Annotated in this window: 26 protein-coding genes and 1 CRISPR repeat array; of the genes, 10 read left to right on the forward strand and 16 right to left on the reverse strand. The window is 38.6% G+C overall.

Annotation, left to right across the window (positions count from 1 at the left end):
- Window positions 1–16: 16 nt before the first annotated feature.
- From ribD to EVJ47_02870, 13 genes are all read right to left on the reverse strand, one after another.
- Window positions 17–1,162 (reverse strand): bifunctional diaminohydroxyphosphoribosylaminopyrimidine deaminase/5-amino-6-(5-phosphoribosylamino)uracil reductase RibD, encoded by a 1,146-nt coding sequence (ribD, locus tag EVJ47_02810; GenBank protein ID RZD15216.1) that lies wholly within the window; start codon window positions 1,160–1,162, stop codon window positions 17–19.
- 22 nt (window positions 1,163–1,184) lie between these two features.
- Window positions 1,185–1,643, reverse strand: coding sequence for a transcriptional repressor NrdR (gene nrdR / locus EVJ47_02815; GenBank protein RZD15217.1), 459 nt, complete (start codon window positions 1,641–1,643; stop codon window positions 1,185–1,187).
- A 21-nt stretch (window positions 1,644–1,664) separates the two neighbouring features.
- Window positions 1,665–2,897: a serine hydroxymethyltransferase gene (locus EVJ47_02820; protein RZD15551.1), complete on the reverse strand. Its 1,233-nt coding sequence runs from the start codon at window positions 2,895–2,897 to the stop codon at window positions 1,665–1,667.
- A gap of 104 nt (window positions 2,898–3,001) precedes the next feature.
- Complete coding sequence (gene rpiB / locus EVJ47_02825) at window positions 3,002–3,451, reverse strand: ribose 5-phosphate isomerase B (protein ID RZD15218.1); 450 nt, start codon at window positions 3,449–3,451, stop codon at window positions 3,002–3,004.
- A gap of 8 nt (window positions 3,452–3,459) precedes the next feature.
- Window positions 3,460–4,716 carry a beta-ketoacyl-[acyl-carrier-protein] synthase II gene (gene fabF, locus EVJ47_02830; protein ID RZD15219.1) on the reverse strand — a complete coding sequence of 419 codons (1,257 nt, stop codon included), beginning with the start codon at window positions 4,714–4,716 and terminating at the stop codon, window positions 3,460–3,462.
- 53 nt (window positions 4,717–4,769) lie between these two features.
- Complete coding sequence (locus tag EVJ47_02835) at window positions 4,770–5,003, reverse strand: acyl carrier protein (protein RZD15220.1); 234 nt, start codon at window positions 5,001–5,003, stop codon at window positions 4,770–4,772.
- A 69-nt stretch (window positions 5,004–5,072) separates the two neighbouring features.
- On the reverse strand, window positions 5,073–5,828 hold the full coding sequence (fabG, locus tag EVJ47_02840; protein ID RZD15221.1) for a 3-oxoacyl-[acyl-carrier-protein] reductase: 756 nt from the start codon (window positions 5,826–5,828) through the stop codon (window positions 5,073–5,075).
- Window positions 5,829–5,873: 45 nt separating this feature from the next.
- Window positions 5,874–6,845 carry a [acyl-carrier-protein] S-malonyltransferase gene (gene fabD / locus EVJ47_02845; GenBank protein RZD15222.1) on the reverse strand — a complete coding sequence of 324 codons (972 nt, stop codon included), beginning with the start codon at window positions 6,843–6,845 and terminating at the stop codon, window positions 5,874–5,876.
- On the reverse strand, window positions 6,846–7,793 hold the full coding sequence (gene fabK, locus EVJ47_02850) for an enoyl-[acyl-carrier-protein] reductase FabK (GenBank protein RZD15223.1): 948 nt from the start codon (window positions 7,791–7,793) through the stop codon (window positions 6,846–6,848). It abuts the gene before it with no gap.
- A 73-nt stretch (window positions 7,794–7,866) separates the two neighbouring features.
- Window positions 7,867–8,850 carry a ketoacyl-ACP synthase III gene (locus EVJ47_02855; protein RZD15224.1) on the reverse strand — a complete coding sequence of 328 codons (984 nt, stop codon included), beginning with the start codon at window positions 8,848–8,850 and terminating at the stop codon, window positions 7,867–7,869.
- A gap of 36 nt (window positions 8,851–8,886) precedes the next feature.
- A complete protein-coding gene (gene plsX, locus EVJ47_02860) occupies window positions 8,887–9,900 on the reverse strand; it encodes a phosphate acyltransferase PlsX (protein RZD15552.1) in 1,014 nt (337 codons plus the stop codon).
- A gap of 68 nt (window positions 9,901–9,968) precedes the next feature.
- Window positions 9,969–10,157 carry a 50S ribosomal protein L32 gene (locus EVJ47_02865; GenBank protein RZD15225.1) on the reverse strand — a complete coding sequence of 63 codons (189 nt, stop codon included), beginning with the start codon at window positions 10,155–10,157 and terminating at the stop codon, window positions 9,969–9,971.
- A gap of 84 nt (window positions 10,158–10,241) precedes the next feature.
- Complete coding sequence (locus tag EVJ47_02870; GenBank protein ID RZD15226.1) at window positions 10,242–12,752, reverse strand: valine--tRNA ligase; 2,511 nt, start codon at window positions 12,750–12,752, stop codon at window positions 10,242–10,244.
- Between the two features lie 253 nt (window positions 12,753–13,005).
- Here EVJ47_02870 and dnaX point away from each other — a divergent pair, with 253 nt between their 5' ends.
- The 4 genes from dnaX (at window position 13,006) to EVJ47_02890 (ending at window position 15,986) form a co-directional block, all read left to right on the forward strand.
- Complete coding sequence (dnaX, locus tag EVJ47_02875; GenBank protein ID RZD15227.1) at window positions 13,006–14,541, forward strand: DNA polymerase III subunit gamma/tau; 1,536 nt, start codon at window positions 13,006–13,008, stop codon at window positions 14,539–14,541.
- 91 nt (window positions 14,542–14,632) lie between these two features.
- The gene (locus EVJ47_02880) at window positions 14,633–14,947 is read left to right on the forward strand and encodes a YbaB/EbfC family nucleoid-associated protein (GenBank protein RZD15228.1); all 315 of its coding nucleotides are present in this window, start codon (window positions 14,633–14,635) and stop codon (window positions 14,945–14,947) included.
- 43 nt (window positions 14,948–14,990) lie between these two features.
- The gene (gene recR / locus EVJ47_02885; protein ID RZD15229.1) at window positions 14,991–15,596 is read left to right on the forward strand and encodes a recombination protein RecR; all 606 of its coding nucleotides are present in this window, start codon (window positions 14,991–14,993) and stop codon (window positions 15,594–15,596) included.
- A 66-nt stretch (window positions 15,597–15,662) separates the two neighbouring features.
- Window positions 15,663–15,986 (forward strand): hypothetical protein, encoded by a 324-nt coding sequence (locus EVJ47_02890; GenBank protein ID RZD15230.1) that lies wholly within the window; start codon window positions 15,663–15,665, stop codon window positions 15,984–15,986.
- Window positions 15,987–16,011: 25 nt separating this feature from the next.
- Window positions 16,012–16,835: direct repeats of the CRISPR family, unit length 36 nt; unit sequence GTTGTGATTTGCGGTCAGGCATTTGTTTGGTATAAT.
- A 48-nt stretch (window positions 16,836–16,883) separates the two neighbouring features.
- Here EVJ47_02890 and cas2 read toward each other — a convergent pair.
- From cas2 to cas9, 3 genes are read right to left on the reverse strand one after another with little or no spacing between them, the layout of a single operon-like run.
- Window positions 16,884–17,213, reverse strand: a complete 330-nt coding sequence (gene cas2 / locus EVJ47_02895) for a CRISPR-associated endonuclease Cas2 (protein ID RZD15231.1) — start codon at window positions 17,211–17,213, stop codon at window positions 16,884–16,886.
- Window positions 17,210–18,094, reverse strand: coding sequence for a type II CRISPR-associated endonuclease Cas1 (gene cas1, locus EVJ47_02900; GenBank protein ID RZD15232.1), 885 nt, complete (start codon window positions 18,092–18,094; stop codon window positions 17,210–17,212). Before cas1 ends, cas2 begins: the two co-directional genes overlap by 4 nt.
- On the reverse strand, window positions 18,087–21,026 hold the full coding sequence (gene cas9, locus EVJ47_02905; protein ID RZD15233.1) for a type II CRISPR RNA-guided endonuclease Cas9: 2,940 nt from the start codon (window positions 21,024–21,026) through the stop codon (window positions 18,087–18,089). Before cas9 ends, cas1 begins: the two co-directional genes overlap by 8 nt.
- Window positions 21,027–21,495: 469 nt before the next feature.
- Here cas9 and EVJ47_02910 point away from each other — a divergent pair, with 469 nt between their 5' ends.
- The 6 genes from EVJ47_02910 (at window position 21,496) to trmD (ending at window position 25,209) form a co-directional block, all read left to right on the forward strand.
- A complete protein-coding gene (locus tag EVJ47_02910; GenBank protein RZD15234.1) occupies window positions 21,496–21,699 on the forward strand; it encodes a DUF2281 domain-containing protein in 204 nt (67 codons plus the stop codon).
- Window positions 21,696–22,040 carry a type II toxin-antitoxin system PemK/MazF family toxin gene (locus EVJ47_02915; protein ID RZD15235.1) on the forward strand — a complete coding sequence of 115 codons (345 nt, stop codon included), beginning with the start codon at window positions 21,696–21,698 and terminating at the stop codon, window positions 22,038–22,040. Before EVJ47_02910 ends, EVJ47_02915 begins: the two co-directional genes overlap by 4 nt.
- A gap of 185 nt (window positions 22,041–22,225) precedes the next feature.
- The gene (locus tag EVJ47_02920) at window positions 22,226–23,596 is read left to right on the forward strand and encodes a signal recognition particle protein (GenBank protein RZD15236.1); all 1,371 of its coding nucleotides are present in this window, start codon (window positions 22,226–22,228) and stop codon (window positions 23,594–23,596) included.
- A gap of 87 nt (window positions 23,597–23,683) precedes the next feature.
- On the forward strand, window positions 23,684–23,923 hold the full coding sequence (locus EVJ47_02925; GenBank protein ID RZD15237.1) for a 30S ribosomal protein S16: 240 nt from the start codon (window positions 23,684–23,686) through the stop codon (window positions 23,921–23,923).
- A complete protein-coding gene (rimM, locus tag EVJ47_02930) occupies window positions 23,920–24,420 on the forward strand; it encodes a 16S rRNA processing protein RimM (GenBank protein ID RZD15238.1) in 501 nt (166 codons plus the stop codon). Before EVJ47_02925 ends, rimM begins: the two co-directional genes overlap by 4 nt.
- Window positions 24,421–24,435: 15 nt before the next feature.
- On the forward strand, window positions 24,436–25,209 hold the full coding sequence (gene trmD / locus EVJ47_02935) for a tRNA (guanosine(37)-N1)-methyltransferase TrmD (protein RZD15239.1): 774 nt from the start codon (window positions 24,436–24,438) through the stop codon (window positions 25,207–25,209).
- The last annotated feature ends 16 nt before the right edge of the window (window positions 25,210–25,225 follow it).

The following is a 25,225-nucleotide window of genomic DNA, read 5'->3' on the forward strand; positions in this document are numbered from 1 at the left end:
ATTCATATTTAATTTATTAATCTTTTGGATAATATGTTAAAAAAATCTCATCGCCTATCTTTTTTGCGTTTAAATCATAAAATTTTAACATATTTTTATTTTTTAAATCCAAGGTTTTAAACAAATTCATCCCGTCTTCGTTTCCAAATATATAAGGCGTTATATTAAATATTAACTTATCGTAAAGCCTCCCGCCAATTAAAGAAGCAAAAAGATTCGGCCCTGCTTCTGCCAGTATGCTCGTTATTTTAAGTTCGGCGCATATCTTAAATATCTCTTTCAGGTCTAACAATCTTTTATCTTTATTATTATAATACACATCCTTTATAATTGCACCTGTTTCTTCCAAAAGCAGTTTTTTTTTACTCTTTTCATTATTGTAATCCTTATCCGTAAATATTAATACCGTTCCGTAAGTTTTGAAAATTTTTGCCCCCGGCGGCACGGATAAATCCCTGTCCAAAATTATTTTTGTATATCTTTTATTTAAAAACTTATTCTTTATATCTCTATTATTTATTCGGACATCCAGCATCGGATCGTCGTTTATTACCGTTTTTGCCGAAACCATTATAGCATCGTTTGCCAATCTTAAATAATGCGTATGTTCTAAGGATTTTTTCGAGGAAATATACGACTTTTTCCCGATATTTCCATGCCCGATTTTACCGTCGAGGGTTATCGCCTCTTTAACGGTTATAAAGGGAAGTCCGCTCGTAATATATTTAAAAAATACCTCATTAAGTTTTTTAGCTTTTTCCTCAAAAATTCCGTAAGTTACTTCGATACCGTTATTTTGCAGATAATCAAATCCTTTTCCCGATACCAACGGGTTCGGGTCCTTCACTGCTGCCACCACCCTCTTAATTCCATATTTTTTAATGGCATAAATACAGGGGGGTGTTTTGCCGAAATGACTGCAAGGTTCTAAGCTTACATAGATAGTGGCGCCTTTTGCCCTTGAACCGGCCTTTTTTAAAGCCGCTATCTCGGCATGCGGCAAACCTGCTTTTTCATGATAGCCGTCCCCGACCGCCAGTCCGTCTTTAACGACAATCGCTCCCACCATAGGATTGGGGGAGGTAAAGCCTTCCGCCTTTTTTGCAAGATTAAAGGTTTGGGCGATAAAGTATTCATCGATATCTTTGCTTTGATAGTTCATATAAATTCAGAAAGGAAAGATATTAAGACTGTTTTTTAATAAGTTCGGAAACATTTTCATAAAGTTCGTTTATGTCTTTAAAGGAGAGATAGACGGAAGCAAAACGGACATAACTTATTGCGTCAAGGCTTTTTAACTTGTTGAGGACAAATTTTCCTATATCTTCGCTTTTTATTTCCTTTAAATTTGTTTCGTCAATCCATCTCTCGACGGACTGGACTATTTCTTCGATGCTTTGGTACGGAACAGGTCTTTTTTCGCACGCCTTTATAAGTCCGCTTAATATTTTTTGCCTGTCAAACGATTCCCTGCGCCCATCCTTTTTAATTATGAGAGGAGACGAAACAATAATCGTTTCTAATGTAGAAAATCTTTTTCCGCAGACATTGCACTGCCTTTTCCGCCTTGTCAGCCTTCCATCTTTTGATACTCTGGAATCAACAACCTTATCGTCGTCATTAAAACAGAAAGGACATTTCATATATCCGAATTAATAAAAATTTCAATAAAGCGGAAACTTCTCGCACAAGAGCCGAACCTCTTTTTTTACGCCGTCTTTGATGGATTCATCGTGAAGATTATGTAAGACTTCCGATATAAGCTCCCCGATTTTTACCATTTCACCCTCTTTCATGCCCCTTGTGGTTACGGCGGGTGTTCCGATTCTTATTCCGCTGGTTACAAAAGGCGACCTTTCATCGAAAGGAACCTTGTTCTTGTTGACCGTAATGCCGACTTCGTCCAAAAGGGCTTCCGCCTGCTTGCCCGTCATTTCGGATTTTCTGAAATCAACAAGCATAAGATGGTTGTCGGTGCCGCCCGATATTAATTCAAAACCATTGTTTTTAAGGGTATCCGCAAGAGCGGCGGCATTGAACACCACCTGCCTTTGATAATCTTTAAACTCCTCGGACATAGCCTCTTTAAAGGCAACCGCCTTTGCGGCTATTATATGTTCGAGCGGCCCTCCCTGAATTCCGGGAAATATTGCCGAATTTAATTCTTTTTCATATTTAGCTTTTGCTAAGATAATCCCGCCCCTTGGACCTCTAAGGGTTTTATGGGTTGTAGTCGTAACGAAATCCGCGTATGGAATCGGGCTTGGATGAAGGTCGGCCGCGACCAAACCTGCTATATGCGCCATATCAACCATAAGATAACATCCGGCTTCATCCGCAATATCCCTGAATTTTTTAAAATCTATAATTCTCGGGTAAGCGCTTGCCCCGGCTATTATCATCTTCGGCTTATTGTTTAAGGCGGTTTTTCTTAATTCGTCGTAATCGATTGTCTCCGTGTTTTTATTCACTCCGTACGGAATAATATTAAAATATTTCCCTGAAAAATTTACGGGACTTCCATGGGTTAGATGTCCGCCGTGCGATAAATCCATACCCAAAACCGTATCGCCCGGGGTTAAAAAGGCATAAAAAATAGCCATATTTGCCTGAGAGCCTGAATGGGGCTGAACATTGGCGTATTCGGCTTTAAATATATCCTTAATCCTGTCTATTGCTATCTGCTCGATACTATCTATATAATTACACCCGCCGTAATACCTTTTTTTCGGGTATCCTTCGGCATATTTATTGGTTAAAACAGAACCTTGCGCCTCCATTACCGCTTTTGAAACAAAATTTTCGGAAGCTATAAGTTCTATGGACTGCCTTTGCCTGTTAAGCTCTTTACCTATAAACTCATAAACCTCGCTGTCGAAATCCTTTAAATCTTTAATATTCAATTTATTACACCTATAAGTTAATTAAATTTATTAAGTTTTATAAGATTATTGCCGGAAATGACATATTAAACTTTTCATATATCCAGTTTATTATATCTTTAATCCTTTAATTTTTCCATAGAGGCAATCTTAGAAATCCTGTCTTCATGCCTTCCGCCCTCATACCCTGATGACATAAATTTGTCGATATATCTTATTGCCTCTGTGGGCGTGGTTGTCCTGCCGCCCAGGGTTAAGACATTGGCATTATTATGCTTCTTTGCAACCTCCGCCGTATATTCGTCATAAGCCAGAGCCGCCCTGATTCCGTTTATTTTATTTGCGGCTATTTCCATCCCGATACCCGTTCCGCAGACGAGAATACCGAAAGAATTCTTATCGTCGTCCGCCTTTACTTTTTCGGCTACCTTAAGGGCGTAATCGGGATAATCCACGCTCTTTAACGAATCCGTTCCCATATCAAGATAATTTATACCTTTCTCTTTAAGATAATTTTTTATAGACTCTTTTAATTCAAAACCTGCATGATCAGACCCTAAGAATATCATTTATAATATTATTCCTCCCATTTTTTAAAAACTAATGTGGCATTTGTCCCGCCAAATCCAAAAGAATTTGATATCGCATATCGTACATCGGCCTTTTGCATTACATTGGGAACGTAATCCAAATCGCACTCTTCGCCGGGTTCATCCAAATTTATCGTAGGGGGTATTATCCCCGTACTGACCGTTAATGCAGTGGCAACCGCTTCTATTCCGCCGGCCGCTCCAAGCGCATGTCCTATCATGGATTTAATGGAACTAATTTTTAACTCCTTAGTTTTATCCTTAAAAAGCTGCTTTATAGCCTTAGTTTCGTTTAAATCGTTATAATAAGTGGATGTCCCATGGGCGTTTACATAATCTATATTATCGGGGGTTAACCCTGCGTCCTCTATGGCATTTTTCATACTGTAGTATGCGCCTTCGGCGTTCGGGTCCGGGGTGGAAAGATGATAAGCATCCGAAGAAACGCCGTATCCCACAATCTCGGCGATTATTTTTGCGCCCCTTTTTAATGCGCCGCTTAGCTCCTCGAGAATAACGATACCCGCCCCTTCGCTCACGACAAAGCCGTCCCTATTTTTATCGAACGGCCTCGAAGCCTTTGCCGGCTCGTCGTTTCTTGTCGAAAGCGCCTTCATCGCGTTAAAGCCCGAAATACAAAGCGGGGTAATCGTGGATTCGGCGCCGCCCGCTATCATCGCGTCGGCGTCTCCCCTTGCTATTATTTTGTACGCGTCTCCAATGGAATTGGTGCCCGTGGAACAGGCAGACACGGTACTGGCGTTAGGGCCTTTAGCTCCCGTCATTATTGAAATCTGGCCCGGCGCCAGATTTATTAAAAGCATCGGGATAAAAAACGGCGAAATTTTTTTGGGTCCTCCTTCCAAAAGCAGTGTGTGATACTTTTCTATGGTCATAAGCCCGCCGATGCCGGCGCCAATCCATACGCCGACCCTGTGAGCATTTTCCTTCGTAATCCCAAGTCCCGACATATCAACGGCCATTTTGGAACAGGCATAAGCGTAATGAATAAATTGGTCCATTTTTTTAACTTCTTTTTTGTCGATAAATCTCTCGGGATCAAATCCTTTTACCTCGCCGGCTATCTTAGTCGCGTAGCTTTCCGTATCAAAGCGGGTAATTAAACCGATGCCGCTTTCCCCTTTTATCATCTTATTCCATGACGATTCAAGATCGTTGCCAAGCGCAGTAATCATGGAAAGTCCCGTAATAACGACTCTTCTATCGCAATTAACTGTTCTCATAATAAATCCGTTATAAATCTTTATTTTGATGGTTTTAATAATAAAGATGCAAATTATTTTGTATGCTCATCGATATATGAAACTGCATCCTGAACCGTTTTAATCTTTTCGGCATCTTCATCGGATATCTCTATCCCGAACTCCTCTTCAAAAGCCATAACCAATTCTACGGTGTCCAAAGAATCCGCACCAAGGTCCTCGACAAATGAAGCCTCGTTCGTAACCTCATCGGGAGTAACCCCGAGCTGCTCGACGATTATTTCTTTAACCTTTTTTTCCACTGACATTTACTTTTTCACCCCCTCCTTGTTAATTAATTTAAATTCATAAAATTAATTAATATTTTTATTATTAAATTACTGCATAAACATTCCGCCGTTTACATTAATAACGGCGCCCGTGATATAATCCGATAAAATAGACGATAAAAAAAGCACCGCATTCGAAACATCGGTTGGGTCGCCGATGCGGCTTAACGGAATTGTCTTTTTTATCCCGTCTTTTATATCCTCCGGTAATTTATCGGTCATAGACGACTTTATAAAACCCGGGGCAACGGCATTCGCGATTATGCCTCTGGCGGCATATTCCTTGGCAATAGATTTAGTAAAGGCAATAATTCCCGCCTTGGCTGCCGCGTAGTTCGCCTGACCCGCGTTTCCGGTTTCGCCGATTACGGATGTTATGTTAATTACCCTGCCGCTTTTAGCTTTTACCATATATTTCAACACATTTTTCGTAACATAAAACAGTCCGTTTAAATTGACATCAAGCACATCGAGCCAGTCCTCGTCGCTCATCCTTATAAGCAGAGAATCCCTAACAATGCCTGCGTTATTGACAAGAATGTCTATTTTTGACTCCTTTGCTTCTATTTTCCGTATAATATCCGTTACCTCTCGAGAATTTTTTATATCGAGCTCGTAGAAGTCGAATTCATCCGAAATTTCTTTAAGTTCATTCCGAATATCTAAAAACTTGCTATAAGTCTTGCCCAGAATTATAACCCTTGCTCCTGCAGAAAGTTGAGATTTGACAATGGACAACCCGATTCCCGCATATCCTCCCGTAACAATCGTTACCTTACCGCTTAAATCGATACAATAAGACATAAATTATAATTAACTTACAGATAAAATACCGGTTTAGATTTTCCGTTAGTTATTAACAAGTAAAAATTTTTCCAATTCTTTTAATGTCGCAACGGAATTAACGGATAAAGAATTGACCCCTTTATCTATCCTTTTTATTAAAGAACTTAAAACATTTGAAGGTCCGATTTCAATAAAGGTGGAAACATTAAATATTTTCTTCATATTCAAAACGGACTCGCTCCATCTCACGGGAGAAGTTATCTGTTCCAAAAGAAGCCTGATAACATCATTTTTTTTAGAATAATTTAAAGAGGCGGCATTTGAAAATATTTCGCAATGGGCATCAGAAAACCAGTCTTCTTTAAAATAGGCTGACAAATTACCCTTTGCCTCTTCCATAAACGGCGTATGAAACGGGGCGCTGACCGGCAATATAACAGTCTTTTTGGCTCCCCGTTCTTTAAGAACGGCGCATGCCTCGTCCACGGAGGAGGATTCCCCCGATATAACGGTTTGAACGGGCGAATTAAAATTCGCTATAAATACCTTGTCCTTATTATCCGAACCGTTTATCTTATTAATTACCGATTTTATAATATCCTCGTCAAGTCCAATTATTGCCGCCATCCTGCCAAAGCCCACAGGACAGGCGTTTTGCATAAAAACTCCCCTTTTTTTCGTGATTAAAAGAGCATGCAAAAAATCTAACGAACCTGCAAAAACATTGGCGCTGTACTCGCCGAGACTATGGCCCGAAACGCAAACCGGATTAATGCCCGTTTCTTTTTGCATTGCTTTAAGTATGGCTATGCTCACGGTCAAAATGGCGGGCTGGGTATTTTCGGTCAAATTAAGCGGGCATTCATCGTCCCCCAGAATTAACTTTTTCATATCCATGCCTAAGGCATCCGAAGACTCTTCTAAGACAAGTCTTGCTTCGCTAAAATTTTCAAAAATATCCTTTCCCATGCCCGTATGCTGAGACCCCTGCCCCGGAAAGACAAACGCGATATTAGAGTTTACTATTTTTTCCATTTAACCTTTTATAAATTTAGACATATTATTAATAAAATCCTCAGCCTGAAAAATTATTTCTTCTATAACCTCTTTTACGGTTTTTTCTTCTTTTATGAGTCCCGCAATCTGGCCGCTCATTAAAGAACCCATTTCGATATCCCCGTCAACTGACGCGGCTTTTAGCCTTCCCGTGCCGAGTTTTTCGTATTCAACGGCTGGCGAACATTTTTCTTCCAATTCGAGAAACATTTTCGCAAGCCTGTTTTTTAACACCCTGACGGGATGCCCCGTCGGCCTTCCTGTAACGACGGTATCCCTGTCGGATGCCTTTATTACCATATCTTTCCAGTTTTGATGCACATGACATTCCTTAGTCGCAAGAAACCTCGTGCCCATTTGAACGCCGCTTGCGCCCAGACATAAAGCGGCGGCGAACCCTCTGTAATCCGCAATACCGCCCGCAGCTATAACGGGAATATTAACGCTATCGACAACCTGCGGAACAATTACCATGGTGGTTAGCTCCCCGATATGCCCTCCCGATTCTGTACCCTCGGCAATTAAGGCATCTGCTCCAGCCTTTTCCATCCTTTTTGCAAGAGCCGTCGATGGAATAACGGGAATTACTTTTATGCCCGCTTCGTGAAATTTTTTAATGTAAGGTCCCGCGTTTCCTGCTCCAGTCGTAACAACAGGGACGCCCTCCCGTATAACGGCATCGACTAATTCACCTATATGAGGCAAATACAGTATAAGATTTACGCCGAAAGGCTTATCGGTATTTTCCTTGGCTTTTCTTATTTCCTTAACAAGGAGATCCGGGGGCATCTGCCCCGCCCCTATTATACCCAAGCCTCCGGCATTTGAAACGGCGCTTGCAAGAGCATAATTCGACGCCCATGCCATTCCGCCCTGAAAAATCGGATATTTTATCCCAATTTTATCACATATGGGAGATTTTATCATTTTATTGTTTCATCCTAATTAGGGGACAGGCTTAAGTCTGTCCCCGTTTTACCATATATATAGTTATATAGTTTTACCATCTTATTATAGAAGATGCCCATGCGAGTCCGGCGCCGATAGCATCGATTAATACAAGATCCCCTTCTTTTATGCGGCCAGAAACGCACGCTTCGTCTAACGCAATAGGGATTGAACCGCTTGAAGTATTTCCATACTTCTCCACATTTACGAAAACCCTCTCCATTGGAAAACACAACTTCTTTGCGGTGGCTTCTATTATCCTGATATTTGCCTGATGGGGAACAAACAAATCGATATCTTCCGGCTTAAGGCCGTTAAATTTAATGGCCTCTTCGGCAACATCTTTGAGATATTTTACCGCATATTTAAAAAGCTCGGAACCCTTCATTTTTATATAATGGTCAAGATTATTTACCGTCTGAGCGGTTGCGGGCATTAAAGAGCCTCCTGCGGGAAGTTTAAGTATATTATCGTGCCCTCCCTCCGAATGTATGTGGGTCGATAAGATACCCCTTGTATTTTCGGTATTTGCGGATAACACCGCCGCCCCTCCTCCATCGCCGAATAATACGCAGGTTGACCTGTCGGTATAATCGGTAATTCTCGAAAGTAAATCGGCGCCGATAACTAATGCATTTTTATATCTGCCCGATTTAATAAAGCTGTCTGCAATGGATAAAGAATAGATAAAGCCGCTGCACCCTGCGCTTACATCAAAAGCAGCCGCATTTTTCAGCCCTAATTTTTCTTGAACGATGCAGGCGGTGGACGGAAATATCATATCCGGCGTAATTGTTCCGACTATGATAAGCTCTATGTCCATCGGGCTCACCCCCGAGCGCTTAATTGCCCGCCTTGCGGCATTGGCGGCTATATCCGATGTCGTTAAGCCGGCTTCGGCGATCCGTCTTTCTTTAATGCCGGTCCTTGAGGTAATCCACTCGTCCGATGTATCGACAATACTGCAAAGTTCTTCATTGGTAAGCACTTTTTCCGGAACATACGAACCGATTCCTGTAATCTGTGAATATATCAATTTTTTAAACCTTCGCTATCAAAAATTTATATTTTATTAGGATAAATAACCGCTTTCGGCATTGGCTTCGATTTTATGGCTGATATTTAAAGTTATCCCTTTTTCGACAAAGTGCTTGGCAACGAAAATGGCGCTAGCGATTGCTTTTGGGCTTGCCCCGCCGTGGGCGATAAATGCCGCTCCGTTAACCCCGAGAAGCGGCGCCCCGCCGTATTCGTTGTGGTCAACAAGTTTTTTAAAATTTTTTAATGATTTTTTAGCAAGAAAAAACCCTAATTTCGCCATAAGGCTTTTGTCCACTTCGTCTCTTAAAAGATTAAATATTGTTTCGGCCAGCGTCTCAGATGCTTTTAAAATAACATTGCCCGTAAATCCGTCACAAACAACTACATCGACTTTTCCGTTAAATATCTCTCTGCCTTCGACATAGCCGTAAAAATTTAAATCGGTATTTTTTATAATCTTATAAGCCTCCCTTGTAAGATCGTTGCCCTTGGATTCCTCTTCCCCATTGCTTAATAGTCCTATCTTCGGATTTTTTATATCCTTCATAAAAGCGGCATATTCGGCGCCCATTATTGCAAATTGAGCAAGATGATGGGGTTTGACATCGACATTCGCTCCCGCGTCTATCAAAACGGTATAGCCGCCGATTGCCGGCATAATGGTAGCTATCGCAGGCCTGTCTATCCCCTTGATCCGCTTAAAAACAAACATAGCGATAGCCAATGATGCCCCGCTATTACCCGCGCTGATAACGACATCCGCCTCTTTATTCTTTACAAGTTCGTAAGCAACGCGCAAAGAAGAGTTTTTTTTATTCCTTACGATAGAAGACGGAGAATCCTTCATTGTAATCCGCTCAGAAGCATGCTTTATCTTAACCCTTGATGACATATGCCCGTGTTTTTTAAAAGCACTCTCTAATGCGGCCTCATCCCCTGTGAGTATTATCTCTAATCCCTCATCCGACTCTACGGCGGCTATTGCCCCTAAAACCTCGGGTTCCGGCGCCTTATCTGAGCCAAAGCCGTCCAGAGCTATTCTAATCATTTATAATTTCCCCATTCGTAGGTAAAATTTTAACGCCCGTTAACTCTTTTATATAATTTGTGTAATCAGGCTTTTGATTCGGTTGCCGCAATTATAACCCGTCCCCTGTATGTTTTGCAATTAGCGCACATTCTATGCGGAAGCACGGGCTCCCCGCAATTCGGGCACTTTGAATAATTAGTTGCCTCAAGGCTGTCATGAGTTCTCCTTTTATCCCTTCTGCATTTTGAGTGTCTTTTCTTTGGATTTGCCATATAAATCTCCTTTTATTAATCTGAATTAAACCAATTTTTAAAAATATATGCTATATTATTAATAAAATATTAAAATGTCAATGTTCATTTTTCTATCTTTATAAACAGGTTATCATCCGCGGTCTTAAAATCCGCTTCGTCGGAAAATATCATTCTTTTCGCCCGTGCGGCAGATTTTATATCGCTGTTTACGCTGTTTAAGATGCTTATATAATCGTTGTTCAGCGTTTTAACTAAAAGTTTGTCAATCTTATGATTTTGATGAAGATTTAAACTTGTTCTTAATTTTCTTGAAGCCTCTATAATATTCAACAAAATTTTAGCGATTTTTATGGAAGATTCGAAGTTAAGTTCTTTTCTGTAATCGGGCCAATTTGACAAATGAATACTGCCGGCCGTTTCAAAATTTTTATAAAACGACAGATATAATTCTTCCGTAATAAACGGAAAAAATGGAGCAAATATTTTTATCATATTGAATGAAACAAAATACATAACATTTAAAGCCTTATCTTTTCTGTCAAAATTTTCTTCTTCCTCGTCCCAAAAAACATTTTTTATAATTTCGAGATAATTATCGCAATATACATTATAAAAGAAATCGACCATTGCCTTTAAACTTGAGGAGTATTCGTAAGATTCCATATAGTTCCCGCATATCTTTAAAGTGTTTTCGAATTCCGTAATAACCCATTTATCGACTTCGCCCAATTCAAGCTCCGATATGTCTTTCTCATACGGATTAAATCCTTCGTTGACATTTGTGATTAAAAACCTTGCCGCATTCCATAATTTAATTAAAAGCCTTCTGCCGTTCACGGCATCTTCTTCGTTAAACCTTAAATCCTGCCCCAGATTTGCCTTTGAAGCCCAGTACCTTAAGGCATCCGCTGAATATTTATTTATTATTTCTTCGGGTCCTACAAAATTACCTAAGCTTTTAGACATCTTTTTGCCGTTTTTATCAAGTCCCCATCCGCTTATCATAACATTTTTAAACGGAATATTACCCGTATGATAAATAGATTTTACGACGGTATAAAATAACCATGTTCGAATAATTTCCTGAGCCTGCGGCCGCAGGCTCATCGGGTAAATCCTATCTAAAAGTTTTTTTTTATCGGCGGTGCGGGAATCATATGCCCATAAGGCGTTAATCAGGGGGGTCATCGACGATGTCATCCATGTGTCCATAACATCCGTCTCCGGGTCAAATTTTTCTCCCCCGCATTTAGGGCATTTAATAATGTTAGGATGGGCTACGGCAGGGTCCACGGGCAGTTCGTCCTCTTTTGCAAGGATTACTTCGCCGCAATTTGCGCAATACCAGACAGGAAAAGGCACGCCGTAAAATCTTTGCCTCGATATATTCCAGTCCCATTTTAAATTATTAACCCATTCGTCGTATCTCGGTTTCATAAAATCGGGGTACCACTTTATTTCACTTGCAGCCTCTAAGAATTTATCTTTATTATCTAAAATTTTTATAAACCATTGGAGCTCGCGAATAAATTCGACGGGAGTTTCACACCTGTCATGAACGCCGACATTATGCAAAAGCGGTTTTTCCCCTTTTATAAACGATAATTTCTTGAGGTCATCTACTATTGCTCTTTTTGCATCCCTTGCGGTTAATCCGCTATAAGCCCCGGCCGCCTCGTTTAATCTTCCCGCTTTATCTATAATTATAGCCGTGTCAAGTTTATGCTCCTTCCATTTTCTAACATCTTCGGCATCGCCCCAGGTGCAAACCATCATCAAACCTGTTCCATAATTTATATCGACGGTTTCGTCATATTTAACCGGAACATCTTTATTATATAGAGGGGTTTTAACGCTTTGCCCGTTTAAAAATCTGTATCTGTCGTCAAGAGGGTTGGCATAAATCGCAACGCATGCCCCTAGTAATTCGGGGCGGGTTGTGGATATTATAAGACCCTGGCCCGATGATGATTTAAATTCTATGTCGTACAAAATACCGTTTAATTCTTCTATTATAATATCCGCCTGTGCAAGCGAGGTTCTGCATTGAGGGCACCATAAAATAGGCTCGTTCCTTCTTTCCATCAGCTTCTTATGGTAAAGATCAATAAATGATTTTTGGGATGTTTTCCTGCATCTTTCATCTATCGTAGAGTATGACAGCCGGTAATCGACGCTTATTCCTGCGGATTTCCATAAGGCTTTATATGTCTCGATGCCAATCTTCGTCTCTTTTAAGCAAAGGTCTATAAACTCTTCCCTCGTTATCTTAGACTTGTTTATTTTATACTTTTTTTCGACATACCGCTCAGTAGGAAGGCCGTTATCGTCGAAACCCATCGGATAAAACACATTAAACCCTTTCATTCTTTTGTACCTGACGATAAACTCGGCCTGGGAATAACTCATTACATGCCCGACATGGAGATGGGCGGATGAAACATAAGGCGGAGGCGTATCGGCCGAAAAAATTTCCTTTTCGGTATCAAAGAAATCAAAACTATATGTATCGTTATCTTCCCAATACTGCGCTATCTTTTTTTCGACCGCCTGATAGTCGTAATTTTTCGGAAAATCTTTGAAATTATTAAAATTTTCTTCGGATTTTTGCATAGATTATTAAGTTTAGCAATTTTTTTTATAAAAATCAATCATAACTTGCAACCCAAATCCCGATTTAGAAAATATTTAAGATATTCCAATATTAAGTAATTCTGGATTCCCGCTTTCGCGGGAATGACAATGCAGTGATTTAAAGTTTCACCCTTTGGGTGTCATTCCCGCGAAAGCGGGAATCCAGAAAATAAATTTCTAAATCGGGATTTGGATGCAAAACTTGTATTATTATATGTTATAATTATAAAATATGTATCAGGTGCTTGCCAGAAAATACAGGCCAAAAATTTTCGATGAAATAGCGGGACAGGATAGCATTGTCCAAACGCTTAAAAATGCCGTTATCCACGACAGGATTGCCCATGCCTACATATTTTCGGGTACGAGAGGGGTCGGCAAAACATCTATCGCAAGAATACTTGCAAAATCGATTAACTGCGAAAACGGCCCTACGATAAATCCGTGCGGCGTTTGTTCCGCCTGCGTCCAGATCCAAAACGGCAGTTCGGTAGATGTCATAGAAATCGACGGGGCATCGAATACGGGCGTTGACGCAATAAGGGATTTAAAAGAAAACATAATATATCTGCCGCAGAGTTTTAAATATAAAATTTACATCATCGACGAGGTTCACATGCTTTCTAACAGCGCCTTTAATGCTCTTTTAAAGACGCTCGAAGAGCCTCCCGCCCACGCTAAATTTATTTTTGCAACAACCGAATTGCACAAAGTCCCCGAAACTATTTTATCGAGGTGCCAGAGGTTTAACTTCAAAAGAATACCGACCGATATAATTTACCGTAAATTAAAAGAGATTGCGGCTGCGGAAGACATTTCCGTTACCGATGAAAACTTAATGATTATGGCCTCTTTGGCCGACGGATCCGTTAGGGACTCTCTCACAACCTTTGACACTATTATATCGTACTTCGGAAAGGATATAAAAGAAGATATATCGCCCGTTCTTGGATTAACCGTTAAAGCAGCAATCGTTGATCTTATCGGCGCAATTTTTAAGAAGGATTATGAAGCTTCCATCAGGCTGGCAAAAGAAATACACGACTCCGGGGCAGATATAAGGCAGTTTATAAAACAGCTTGCATTCTACATCAGAAATATTTTAATAATAAAATTAAAATATAAAGATATGATTAACGATATGACGGATGAAGAAATAAATGCTTTAATTCCCCTTGCCGGACAAAAACACCAGGAGGAACTTCTAGACATGATAGATATATTACTCAACTCGGACGCCAAATATCAAAAAATCTCTTCCCCTTCATTAATGCTTGAACTTACTCTTTTCAGGCTTATAAATATTCCATCGAAACATAATGTAACGGAACTCATAAATAAAATCGATAAATTTATATCGCTTAAAACAAATCAGGCAGAAAATCCAAAAATAGAGGATAAAACCGGCAAGTTTAATTTAAACGATGAGACTCTGACACCGCCTCCGCCCGCATTTGACTCATCCTTTGCACTTCGTCAGCCGCTGCCGAAAATCGCCGCTCCCGCAAATGCGCAAACGGACAGACAAGTTAAAACAGCGCCGAATGACGGTAATAATACGCACGGGGGATCAGACGAATTCTTTGCCCACTTCGATAAAATCGATGAAAAATTAGCTCAAGAAAATGGTAAGCAGGAAACTAACGCTTTAATAGATGACGGCATTAAAGCCGACGAAGCTGAAAAACCCGAAGAAAGCATAATCATGGAAAGCATAAAAGACATTTTCGGGAAAGATATCGAAAGGATAGATAAGACTAAAAAGTAACCTAAAAAAGTGAAACCTCCTTGTTATTTTTTAAAAAAAATTATAGAATAATATAATATAAACGCAAATAGAAATCCGGAGGAATGTTAAAATGTCCAAAAATATGGCAGGAATGTTAAAGCAGGCTCAAAAGTTTCAATCGGATATGCTTAAAATGCAGGAAGAACTCGGTTCTAAAATTGTCGAATCCAGTTCCGGCGGCGGTATGGTTACGGCAAAAGTGAACGGAAAACAGGAACTTATATCCATAACGATAGATAAAGCCGTTATTAATCCCGACGATGCCGAAATGCTTCAAGACCTTATAGTCGCCTCTATTAACGAAGCCCTAAATAAATCAAAAGATATGGTTACGAATGAAATGTCCAAATTAACGGGCGGACTTAATTTACCCGGCCTTTTTTAATAAATTAAAAAAACAATTTTTATCTAAATTATATCCAAGACTTATGTCGATTAATCAATCCGATTATATTAGAGATATTGTGTCCGCCTTTAAAAAACTTCCCGGAATAGGCGAAAGATCCGCAAGAAGGCTTGCATTTTACATATTATCCCAAAATGAATCGGTAGCATATAGCCTTGCAAATGCAATAAAAGATGCAAAACAAAATATCAAACTTTGCAAAAATTGTTTTAATCTGAGCGGAGAAGATTTTTGCCCTATATGCAAAAATACCTCAAGGAACTCTAAATTATTATGCGTCGTGGAAAATCCTGAAATAATATATGTATTCGAAAAAAGCGGCAACTTTAACGGCTTTTATCATGTCCTCCACGGCTTAATAAATCCTTTGGAGGGAATAACCCCTTCGGATATAAAACTTAAAGAACTTGCGCTCAGGGTGGAGCAGGGCGGCTTCGAGGAAATAATCCTTGCATTAAACCCCAATTCTAACGGCGAAGCCACCATGGTTTATATTCAAAAAATATTATCCCCTTACAATGTCCATATAACCGCTCTGGCAAGGGGAATACCGATAGGCTCCGACCTTGAATATGTCGATAAAGACACGCTTTCGGAAGCCATTAACTACAGAAAAAACTTTGGATAATTTCGTTGTGATTTGCGGTCAGGCATTTGTTTGGTATAATTAAACTATAAGTTATACAGAGGTATTATGAGAAAATCAATTTTTTTCTTAATCGTTCTTTCTTTGGTATTTATTTTTTCGGCGAAGGCTTATGCGGGAAATATTTCGAATAAGCAAGAAAATACGGTAAAATATTTATATAAAGCATCTTACGATTTAGGTTACAACTGGGGTAAATTGCGCACAAAATATCATACCGGAATGGTAAGCAATGAAAGGTGCAGCCATGTCGTTTCTATCTTAAAAAACTATGTAGAATCTCATAATATGATGTCTTTATCGTATTATAATTCAATTAAGGCAAATCTTTTTAATACCTGCGTTCTCGGAGTTGTGGCTGGATATAAGTAAATATTAATTGTATCAACTATGATCAGTTGTGATTTGCGGTCAGGCATTTGTTTGGTATAATTTAATTTCCATTTAAAGCCTCCTCGCCCCGGTTGTGATTTGCGGTCAGGCATTTGTTTGGTATAATCGTTTGTAAATGCAGAACCTAACGAACTGAGTTGTGATTTGCGGTCAGGCATTTGTTTGGTATAATTTTTAAACGCCAGACTCGTAAAGCGAATGTGTTGTGATTTGCGGTCAGGCATTTGTTTGGTATAATGAATGTAAAACTTATGATGAGAAAGAACAGTTGTGATTTGCGGTCAGGCATTTGTTTGGTATAATTGATATTAAAAAATTCTGTTCGCAAAAACTGTTGTGATTTGCGGTCAGGCATTTGTTTGGTATAATTCAAAAAAGAAGAAGCCAGTAAAGAATACAGTTGTGATTTGCGGTCAGGCATTTGTTTGGTATAATAAAAGAAAATATAACACTACGAGACCTAAGTTGTGATTTGCGGTCAGGCATTTGTTTGGTATAATTTTAATTATCTTTTTAAACATTTTGTCATCGTTGTGATTTGCGGTCAGGCATTTGTTTGGTATAATTAGAATCATATATTGCCAGAATACTTACCGTTGTGATTTGCGGTCAGGCATTTGTTTGGTATAATAAAAATCAGAAGTTTACAACAAAAATCATCGTTGTGATTTGCGGTCAGGCATTTGTTTGGTATAATATATCTGAAAAGCGTTCTTACAACATTTCCGTTGTGATTTGCGGTCAGGCATTTGTTTGGTATAATGCGGCTTTATTTTCAATTTCCGAGATAGTGTTGTGATTTGCGGTCAGGCATTTGTTTGGTATAATGCAACTTTGGTAACAAGTTGTATTTATTGGTAAATCACCCGAAGCAGATCAGAAAAAACTGATTTGTTCGGGTGATTTTTCTGTAGGTTTTCGTATTTTTCCAAAGAAAATTTTCATCCTTTCGAATTGTTTATCCGTTATTATTAATATCCGCACTTCACCATCGTCAGGTAGGGATAATTTTACCCGTTTTTCATGAACAACAGCATTTTCTTCACTTGAACAATGTCTTCCATAAACCGAGAATTGCATCATAATAAAACCGTCATCCAGTAAAAATCTACGAAAATCGCTATAGGATTTCCGCGCCTCTTTAGTGTCTGTCGGCAGATCAAACATCGTAATTATCCACATACTACGATACCCTCCAAAACTCATATCGAAGGGATCTCCGGTTTCTTGTCTTCCCCGCATAATACCCTTTTAATGCTTGCAGAGTAATAATGCAGTGATGACATTAACGGTAAATTAGTGCCACCTATACAACAACTATTATTTAAAATATTTAAGATAATAAGTTTATTGCCGGATGTTAATTTTAACTCATCCGACGATAATTTTAATAATTCAAATACTTTGATATCAACCGCCGGTCGGATAGGTTCCATCAGATCATCGGCGAGACAGAAATTATTATATTGATTATGATGATGAATGCCCAAGGAAGGATGAAGGCCTGCTCCAACAATTGCTCTTGCCACGGCTGCACGAATTATAGAATAACCGTAGTTAAGCAAAGTATTAATACCGGATTCATCAGGATTTCGCCGAAAATTACCTCCAAATAATTTTGGCCAATAAATCCTAGATGCCTGAGCCTCCATATTTTCGGAATCGCCGCTTTTAACCTTTTCGGCATATATATTTAAAAGATGATCTTCGTTTATGACTTTATCCAAAACTTTTGCCTGCCCCAAAATTTTTGCTCTGATAATCTCTTGCCATAAACGTTTCCTGACAGGTTCGGCAATTTGAATTTGCCTGTTTAATATCTTAGTATGCAAACTATTTCCGGTGAGAGGCAAACAAATAGCATTAGGCAAGTGTTTCTCATTGCATATCAAGACCGCAACATTATTGTCGGAACATGCGGTCAAAAGCGCTTGCGTGTAACTAATAGCAGGATGGTCTAAGATTAAGACGCCTAAATCCTCTACTGGAATGGTTTCCGGTTCAAATCCATTGCGTCTTACAACCAACTGATTATTCTTTAATGCCAGATGGGCAGCATTACCCACTTCTATAATTCTCTTAATCATTGCAATAAGTAATGCATCCTAATGTATCAACCATAATTTTTTTAAACAACAATCTATTAGCTGAACCTACCAGCATTGTCTTTTTATCATCCAAAGTTGCCGCGGTATGTAAACGGAGGGTTATTCGTTGATTTGAGCCGTCAAGCATTTGCACTCTATAATAACGTTTTTCATCCTGCATATCGATTTCGACTAAATCATTTATAGCTAAAGAGGCTATAAATTTATATTTATCCCCATGATTACGATTAACAATACTTGTTTTATCAATTCTTGCTCTTCTTGCAGCCTCCATTGCGGTAACAAAAATACCCTTTCTTTTTTTTGTTTGCATATCCTCTATAATCTCAACATGGTGGTTATTGCCGTATTTATAAAATTTATACTCCCCTTCGGCATTATCACGTATTCCATATACCGAATTCCTATTAAAATTAGAAGCTATTCGCACTGACCTAATATTAGTTTTTCCATCAACGTGAAATAAAGGATCACTACTATTGCTTAACGCCTTTTTAAAATCGCCATTAAAATTGTTAATCCGCTCCTCTACTAATTGTCTAACTTTTTTATCAATTATTTTTTCAACTTGTGCTTTTGTGATTCCGGAAAGCGGCTTCCGATATACAAAATAATCTTCTTTCTCGTTATATCCGTATGCGGTTTCTTCATGAAATGCACCCGTTATTTTCCGAGTGGGAGAATGCGAAACTATAATATTTTGAATTTTTTCATCAACATCTTTATAAAATGAATGCCAAGGGGCGTCTATATTAAACCCGTGTTCGCTTAACGATTTACCACTTTCTGCAGAAAGTTTAGAAAGTTTTTGAAACAAGCTTCTTGATGTTAATGCAATGACTATTGCATCAATAGTATGATGCCTATGATCTTCTCGATTTTTTTTATTGCCGTCCACGCTGAGTATCATATTTAGTTTCCAGCGATGACGAAGCACAGATGTCGCTTCTCCTTTAGTTACATTTACAGGAGTACCTAATTGAAATAAATATTTCTTTACCTCTGTTGAGATATAGCGTGTATCGTTTAGTTGCCGTTCTATAAATTTATCGGTATCGATATTTTTTTGTTCAAATTTTTTTCTTTTATTCCATGGCAATTTTTCTACTCTTTTTAATATTTCCTCATATTTCTTCGAGTCGGCAGAATAAGCCTCATAAGGAGATTTATTGTGTTTTATTTGGCGGTTCTCTTTTGCTATGCAAAGTGTTTTGTTCCAATAGGAATCATCAAGCGACTTGCTATAAGGCAATATATGCTCAATATCGACTTCTTGCGAAAAGAGCATTTCCCGTGAAATGCTATCCCCTGTATATGGACACACAGCTCCGCATTCTTCCCATAATTGATACTTCTGTATATCCTCCTTATAAGGATTTTGAATTCCAAAATCATTTTGCAAAATTGCTTTTATTGAATTATTTTTCTTTTCCCTATCTCTCATGTTCAAAGATAATTTTTCTTTTTGTTTTTTTGAAAGTTTCATTTTACGGGCCATTTCTATCGTAATACGAGAAGGCTTTCCATGTTTCCTAATGATAGCATTTACAACTTTTCTAACTTCATACAGAGCTTTTTGTACTAATGGGTTACGTAAATATGGAGGCTCTTTAAGTTCGTCAACGATTTTTTTTGCGTTATCGATATTGCTATGGTTATAACCGGCTTTAATACATGCTTCATCATAACGCATACTTTTTCCAAGATAAGGAAGTATTTTATTTATGGCTTTCAAAGATAAACTCGCATATCCGGATTCAAGTTCTATTTTTGCGATAGCTTCGGCAGTTTTTTCATCAAAACCCCAATGTTGTTTCATACGATTTAAAAGTCCATTTTCGTCATTAATTGTAAGAATATCGGTTATAAGTTCTTTTTGTTCTTTCTCCGGCAAACCATCCCATTTATCTCCTATTTTAGAACGAACGGCATAAGCTGTTCGGTTTCCAATAAGTTCTCTTTTTCCGCCCTCCTCAAGGTTAAATATTTCCCCGCCATGAAGGCCTAAAATAGTTCGCGCTTTATTCCAGCTTATGGTTTTTTGCCTTTCTAAAACATCTATAAGTTTTTTATACTCATCGCTATCAAGAGAACGGTAATCGCGGGTTTTCGTGTCTTTGATTTTAAGATTATTTATATCTTGAAGAATTCTAAAGCGTTGATATTCAAGCAGGGCTTTGGAAACCCGCTTTCTTGAGGGCTCGAATGAGCATTTGCCGATTAAATATTTTTGCAATTTTAATGGACGCTGAAAAAATATTAATTTATGAAGTATAACTTTATAGGCGGGGGTAAGAACATCCGGATAATAATTTTGCTGGTTTTCCCATATCTTTTCAAATTCTTCTTTATACATATCCCTATCCGTATAAAGCCCCCTTTTTTTTTGCTGATTAGCAAGATATTCGCCTAACGTTCGACTGTTGGAATTTTCAATTTCTTTTTTTAGTTCGCTAATGGATTTTATTATAATGCCGTCATCAGGGGATGAAACCTTTCTATTGCTTTGGAAACCCCGCCTCTGGGCAAGATGATATATTATGCGGCCAATTTCACACAGTTGAAGTTTTTCATCTAACGCTTTCTTCCTAAGCTGATAAGGATCAAATCTTTTATTGTCGGTTAAAATTTTTTTTAGTTCGACCTGATCGGCCGGCAAAAGATTATTATTTGTCAAATACCTTAATGCCGCATTTCTGCGCATCTTATGTCTCGCAACTTGCCTGCGCATCGCCCTTGCAGTTCTTCGCGCCTGATTTTTAGATACTTTTGTTTTCGCGTCCAACGCCTCTTGAAAAATGCGAGTGCCACAATCAACTATCTCTGTAGGCTGTTCATCTTTGCTATTACCAATTATAGCCCATCCAAGAGAATTTGCTCCCATATCAAGACCAAGAGTGTATTTGCTCATTATCACCCTCCTAAAATCCAATATTCATTATTATTCCATATTTATATTGACATCAATATTAAATTTTATTAATATAAAGTTATATTATACCAGACAAATGCCTGCGCTGCTTTTTACAATAAGAAGTTTAACTTCGCAGGATATGCCCCAATGGGGTAACCTTTAAGCCTCTTGCTATAACAAGGGGCTTTTTTGCGCTATTATATAATTATAATAATACAATATAATGTTATTATTATAATATAAATAAAAAATCAATAAAAATATTCCATAATTTTGATAAATTCAAAGAGTTGATACCCCTCCCAGCTCTATTAAAATTAGCTATCCCTACATATCAAATACTCCCAATTCGCTACCCATTTGCTCCTATATCAACTTGACTATTTTATGAAATAGCTGTATAAATATTGCATAGAATCAATTTTTAAAAGATAATAAATTATACTAAACAGAAAAAAAGCTTATTATGGATTTATCAGAAAAAATAATTGAAGCCGTCAAATCGCTGCCTGAATCAAAACAAGTCGAGGTTCTCGACTTTATGGAATATCTACAGTCAACAACCGCCGCCTCGGAGTGGAACGATTTTTCTCTTTCGTCGGCAATGAAAGGAATGGAAGCCGAAAGTTCTCTTTATTCCTTGAGCGATATAAAGGAATCCTTTTCGTGATATTAGAAGGTCAGATAACCTTATTTAATTTTCCGCAAACCGATCAAAAACAAGGAAAGCTAAGACCTGCTCTTATCTTGCGCAAACTGCCGAATAATCTTAACGATTATCTAATATGCATGATATCCTCGCAAATTCATACACTGATTCCGGAATTAGACGAACTTATTGGTTTGGAAGATTCCGACTTTGCGATATCAGGCTTAAAACAACCGAGCGTTATTCGAATATTAAGGCTCGCGGTAGTCAACAAATCTATCTTTTTAGGCAAAATAGGTCAAATAGACAACGAAAGGATTAAAAGGATAAGACGCAAACTTGCCTTATGGATTAACGGTTAATTAATTCCCCCTTTATTCGCATTTCAAAGCTTCAAAGCTTGCCCAGATCCAGATTTATGGATTTGGGGCTTGAAAACTAATTGACAAAAATTTCAAAAACTAATAAAATAAAAATTTTACAACAAAAAAACATTTTAATCACTTAAATTTAAACTGCTAAAAATAAATCTTGTTCAGTATATACCATGTTTGACGGACTTAGCTCAAAATTAGAAAAGATATTTAAAAACCTTCGCGGGTATGGGAAGCTTTCCGAGAAAAATATCGAGGACGCTCTCAAAGAGGTCAGGCTGTCCCTGCTCGAAGCCGATGTAAACTACCTCATAGTCAAGGAATTTATCGAATCGGTCAAGAACAAGGCTGTCGGCGAAAAGGTTATGGACAGCCTTACGCCGTCCCAGCAGATAATTAAAATTATACACGACGAGCTGACAAGCCTTCTCGGCGGCCACGAACCCCTTAATATTAAAGCTAAGCCGCCTGTAGTCATTATGCTCGCCGGACTTCAGGGTTCGGGTAAGACTACGACCGCCGGAAAACTTGCCCTCTATTTGCGGGGGTTAAAGCGGAGCGTTTATCTTGTTCCAGCGGATGTCTATAGGCCTGCCGCCGTTCTTCAGCTTAAAAAAATCGGCGCAAGTATAAACATTCCGGTTTACGAAACCCCTGAAAAAGACGGCGGGATTACGCAGAAACCCGAAGAAATAGTCAAAAACGCCTTAGAAATCGCCGAAAAGCATGCTTACGATACACTGATAATAGACACGGCGGGACGCCTTGAAATCGACGAGCCTTTGATGGAAGAATTAAAAACCATCAAAAGCAAATTTAACCCTAATGAAATACTTTTCGTCGCCGATTCTATGCTTGGTCAGAGCGCCGTTACGGTTGCAAAAACATTTAACGAGGCGGTAGGTATAACCGGGGTTGTTCTTACCAAGGTTGACGGCGATTCCAGAGGCGGCGCCGCTCTTTCCATCAAAAAAACCGTGGATAAACCGATAAAATTTATAGGCGTCGGCGAGAAATTAAGCGATTTCGAACCCTTTTACGGAGAAAGGATAGCCGACAGGATACTCGGCATGGGCGATGTTATGAGCCTCATCGAAAAAGCCCAGAACGCCGTGGACGAAAAATCGGCAAAAGCCATAGAAGAAAGCCTTAATAAAAAAGATTTTACGGTTAAAGATTTTGCCGAACAGCTAAAAATGGTTTCTAAGATAGGCGGCATCGGTCAGATTGCCTCGATGATACCCGGTTTTTCCAAAATAAAGGACAAGTTCAACCCTGAAGCCGCCGAAAAAGAATTTAAAAAAATAAACGCTATCATAAACTCAATGACGGAAAAGGAACGCCTTAGCCCCGCAATACTCAACGGCGGACGCAGAAAGAGAATTTCCGCGGGAAGCGGTACTTCGGTCAACGATGTAAATATATTTATAAATAAATTCGAAGAAGTAAAAAAAATGATGAAATCGCTCAAGGGCGGGAAATTCGGTTCGCTTAAAAATTTGAAAAATATCGGCGGTATCAAAAATATGTTCAATAATCTTTAATTTTTCATTTAATTGCATTAATAATAGTAATTATCGATAGTAAATTATTAAAACTTTTAACATTTAACAAAACAAAGGAGATTTCAAGTGGCGGTAAAAATCAGACTTGCAAGAACAGGTTCTCACAAAAAACCATTTTACAGGATTGTGGCGGCTTCGGGTGAAAAAGCCGTTCAAAAAAAATTCATAGAAATACTGGGTACATATAATCCCTGCTCGAATACCTTACAATTTAAGGTTGACAGGGATAAGTTCGACAAATGGATAAGCCTCGGCGCTAAACCAAGCGATACGGTTATGTCTTTATTGAAAAAACAGGGGAAATGAACGATTATATCGGTGTCGGAGAATTTGCTAAACCGCACGGAATAAACGGAGAACTTTTATTTATACCATATAACCCTGATACAGGAGCATTTTCGCCCGGCATACCTTTATTTATTCAAAGAGACAATGCTTACGAGCGGCTTAAGGTTGAAAAAATCAGACCCGTAAATAAGGGCTTCCTTATAAAACTTTACGGTTCGCATTCAATAGACGATGCTTTAAGTTTTAAAAAAAAGCGGGTTTTTATAAAAAAAACCGATATAACGCTTGATAAGAATGAATATTTAATTTCCGACCTGATTAATTTAAACTGCTATAACAGTAAAAATGAAAATATCGGAACCGTTGCGGAGGTTTATCAGGGCGACACCGACATAATAGAAATAAAATCTGCCGAAGGAACATATCTAATTCCAATGACGGATGAAAATATTTTCAGGGTAGATTACGATAATAATAAGGTTGTCGTAAAAAACGAAGAAAATTATAAAATCTAAAAAAATCTGAGCAAAATGAATAAAAAACTTGATGTTCAAACATGCCGGACTAAAAGGGTAATCGATATAATCTCGATAATGCCCGGATACTTTACCTCATTTATTAATACCGGATTGATTAGCAGAGCTATAAAAAACGGCATTATGGAGATTAACATTATCAACCCGAGGGATTTTTCTAAAGATAAACATAAAAGGGTTGACGATAAAATTTATGGCGGGGGAGCGGGACAACTCTTAATGGCTTATCCTATTTTGGAAGCCTATGAATCTGCAAAAGCCGAATATGAATTAAAATATCCGACTGCCGGCGAAAATAATTTAATTACCGTTATAATGTCCGCATCGGGAAAACTCCTTAATTCAAAAGCCGCAAAGGAAATTTCAAGCTACAATCATATGATAGTGATATGCGGAAGGTACGAGGGAATAGATGCAAGGGTTGCGGAATTAACATCCGCATTGGAAATATCCATCGGCGATTTTATATTATCAGGCGGAGAGATTGCATCCATTGTTTTAATTGAAGCTGTTTGCAGGTATTTTGAAAATTTTTTGGGAAATTTTGAATCTCTTACCGAAGAAAGCTTTTCGGAAGAATATAAGTCCGGACTTGAATATCCGCAATATACAAAACCTAGGGCTGTAAACAATCTTACCGTTCCTGAGGTTTTGCTCGGCGGAAACCATAAACTAATTAACGATTGGAGATTAGATAACGCGTTTAAAAAGACCATGGAAAATAGGCCTGATTTAGTTAACCGTAAGGCGGATAAAAAAACCCGTTGATTATTCACGGATTTTA

It is taken from the genome of Candidatus Acidulodesulfobacterium ferriphilum (genome assembly GCA_004195035.1).
Lineage (GTDB): Bacteria > SZUA-79 > SZUA-79 > Acidulodesulfobacterales > Acidulodesulfobacteraceae > Acidulodesulfobacterium > Acidulodesulfobacterium ferriphilum.

Excerpts from the sequence above, each read along its gene's own strand:
- rpiB (RZD15218.1), bottom strand. The coding sequence starts at position 3,451 with ATGATATTCTTAGGGTCTGATCATGCAGGTTTTGAATTAAAAGAGTCT.
- dnaX (RZD15227.1), top strand. The coding sequence starts at position 13,006 with ATGTATCAGGTGCTTGCCAGAAAATACAGGCCAAAAATTTTCGATGAA.
- fabD (RZD15222.1), bottom strand. The coding sequence starts at position 6,845 with ATGGAAAAAATAGTAAACTCTAATATCGCGTTTGTCTTTCCGGGGCAG.
- EVJ47_02835 (RZD15220.1), bottom strand. The coding sequence starts at position 5,003 with ATGTCAGTGGAAAAAAAGGTTAAAGAAATAATCGTCGAGCAGCTCGGG.
- EVJ47_02880 (RZD15228.1), top strand. The coding sequence starts at position 14,633 with ATGTCCAAAAATATGGCAGGAATGTTAAAGCAGGCTCAAAAGTTTCAA.
- EVJ47_02865 (RZD15225.1), bottom strand. The coding sequence starts at position 10,157 with ATGGCAAATCCAAAGAAAAGACACTCAAAATGCAGAAGGGATAAAAGG.
- fabK (RZD15223.1), bottom strand. The coding sequence starts at position 7,793 with ATGATAAAATCTCCCATATGTGATAAAATTGGGATAAAATATCCGATT.
- EVJ47_02890 (RZD15230.1), top strand. The coding sequence starts at position 15,663 with ATGAGAAAATCAATTTTTTTCTTAATCGTTCTTTCTTTGGTATTTATT.
- fabF (RZD15219.1), bottom strand. The coding sequence starts at position 4,716 with ATGAGAACAGTTAATTGCGATAGAAGAGTCGTTATTACGGGACTTTCC.
- fabG (RZD15221.1), bottom strand. The coding sequence starts at position 5,828 with ATGTCTTATTGTATCGATTTAAGCGGTAAGGTAACGATTGTTACGGGA.
- ribD (RZD15216.1), bottom strand. The coding sequence starts at position 1,162 with ATGAACTATCAAAGCAAAGATATCGATGAATACTTTATCGCCCAAACC.
- cas9 (RZD15233.1), bottom strand. The coding sequence starts at position 21,026 with ATGAGCAAATACACTCTTGGTCTTGATATGGGAGCAAATTCTCTTGGA.
- trmD (RZD15239.1), top strand. The coding sequence starts at position 24,436 with ATGAATAAAAAACTTGATGTTCAAACATGCCGGACTAAAAGGGTAATC.
- cas1 (RZD15232.1), bottom strand. The coding sequence starts at position 18,094 with ATGATTAAGAGAATTATAGAAGTGGGTAATGCTGCCCATCTGGCATTA.
- cas2 (RZD15231.1), bottom strand. The coding sequence starts at position 17,213 with ATGAGTTTTGGAGGGTATCGTAGTATGTGGATAATTACGATGTTTGAT.
- rimM (RZD15238.1), top strand. The coding sequence starts at position 23,920 with ATGAACGATTATATCGGTGTCGGAGAATTTGCTAAACCGCACGGAATA.
- EVJ47_02920 (RZD15236.1), top strand. The coding sequence starts at position 22,226 with ATGTTTGACGGACTTAGCTCAAAATTAGAAAAGATATTTAAAAACCTT.
- nrdR (RZD15217.1), bottom strand. The coding sequence starts at position 1,643 with ATGAAATGTCCTTTCTGTTTTAATGACGACGATAAGGTTGTTGATTCC.
- EVJ47_02870 (RZD15226.1), bottom strand. The coding sequence starts at position 12,752 with ATGCAAAAATCCGAAGAAAATTTTAATAATTTCAAAGATTTTCCGAAA.
- recR (RZD15229.1), top strand. The coding sequence starts at position 14,991 with ATGTCGATTAATCAATCCGATTATATTAGAGATATTGTGTCCGCCTTT.
- EVJ47_02910 (RZD15234.1), top strand. The coding sequence starts at position 21,496 with ATGGATTTATCAGAAAAAATAATTGAAGCCGTCAAATCGCTGCCTGAA.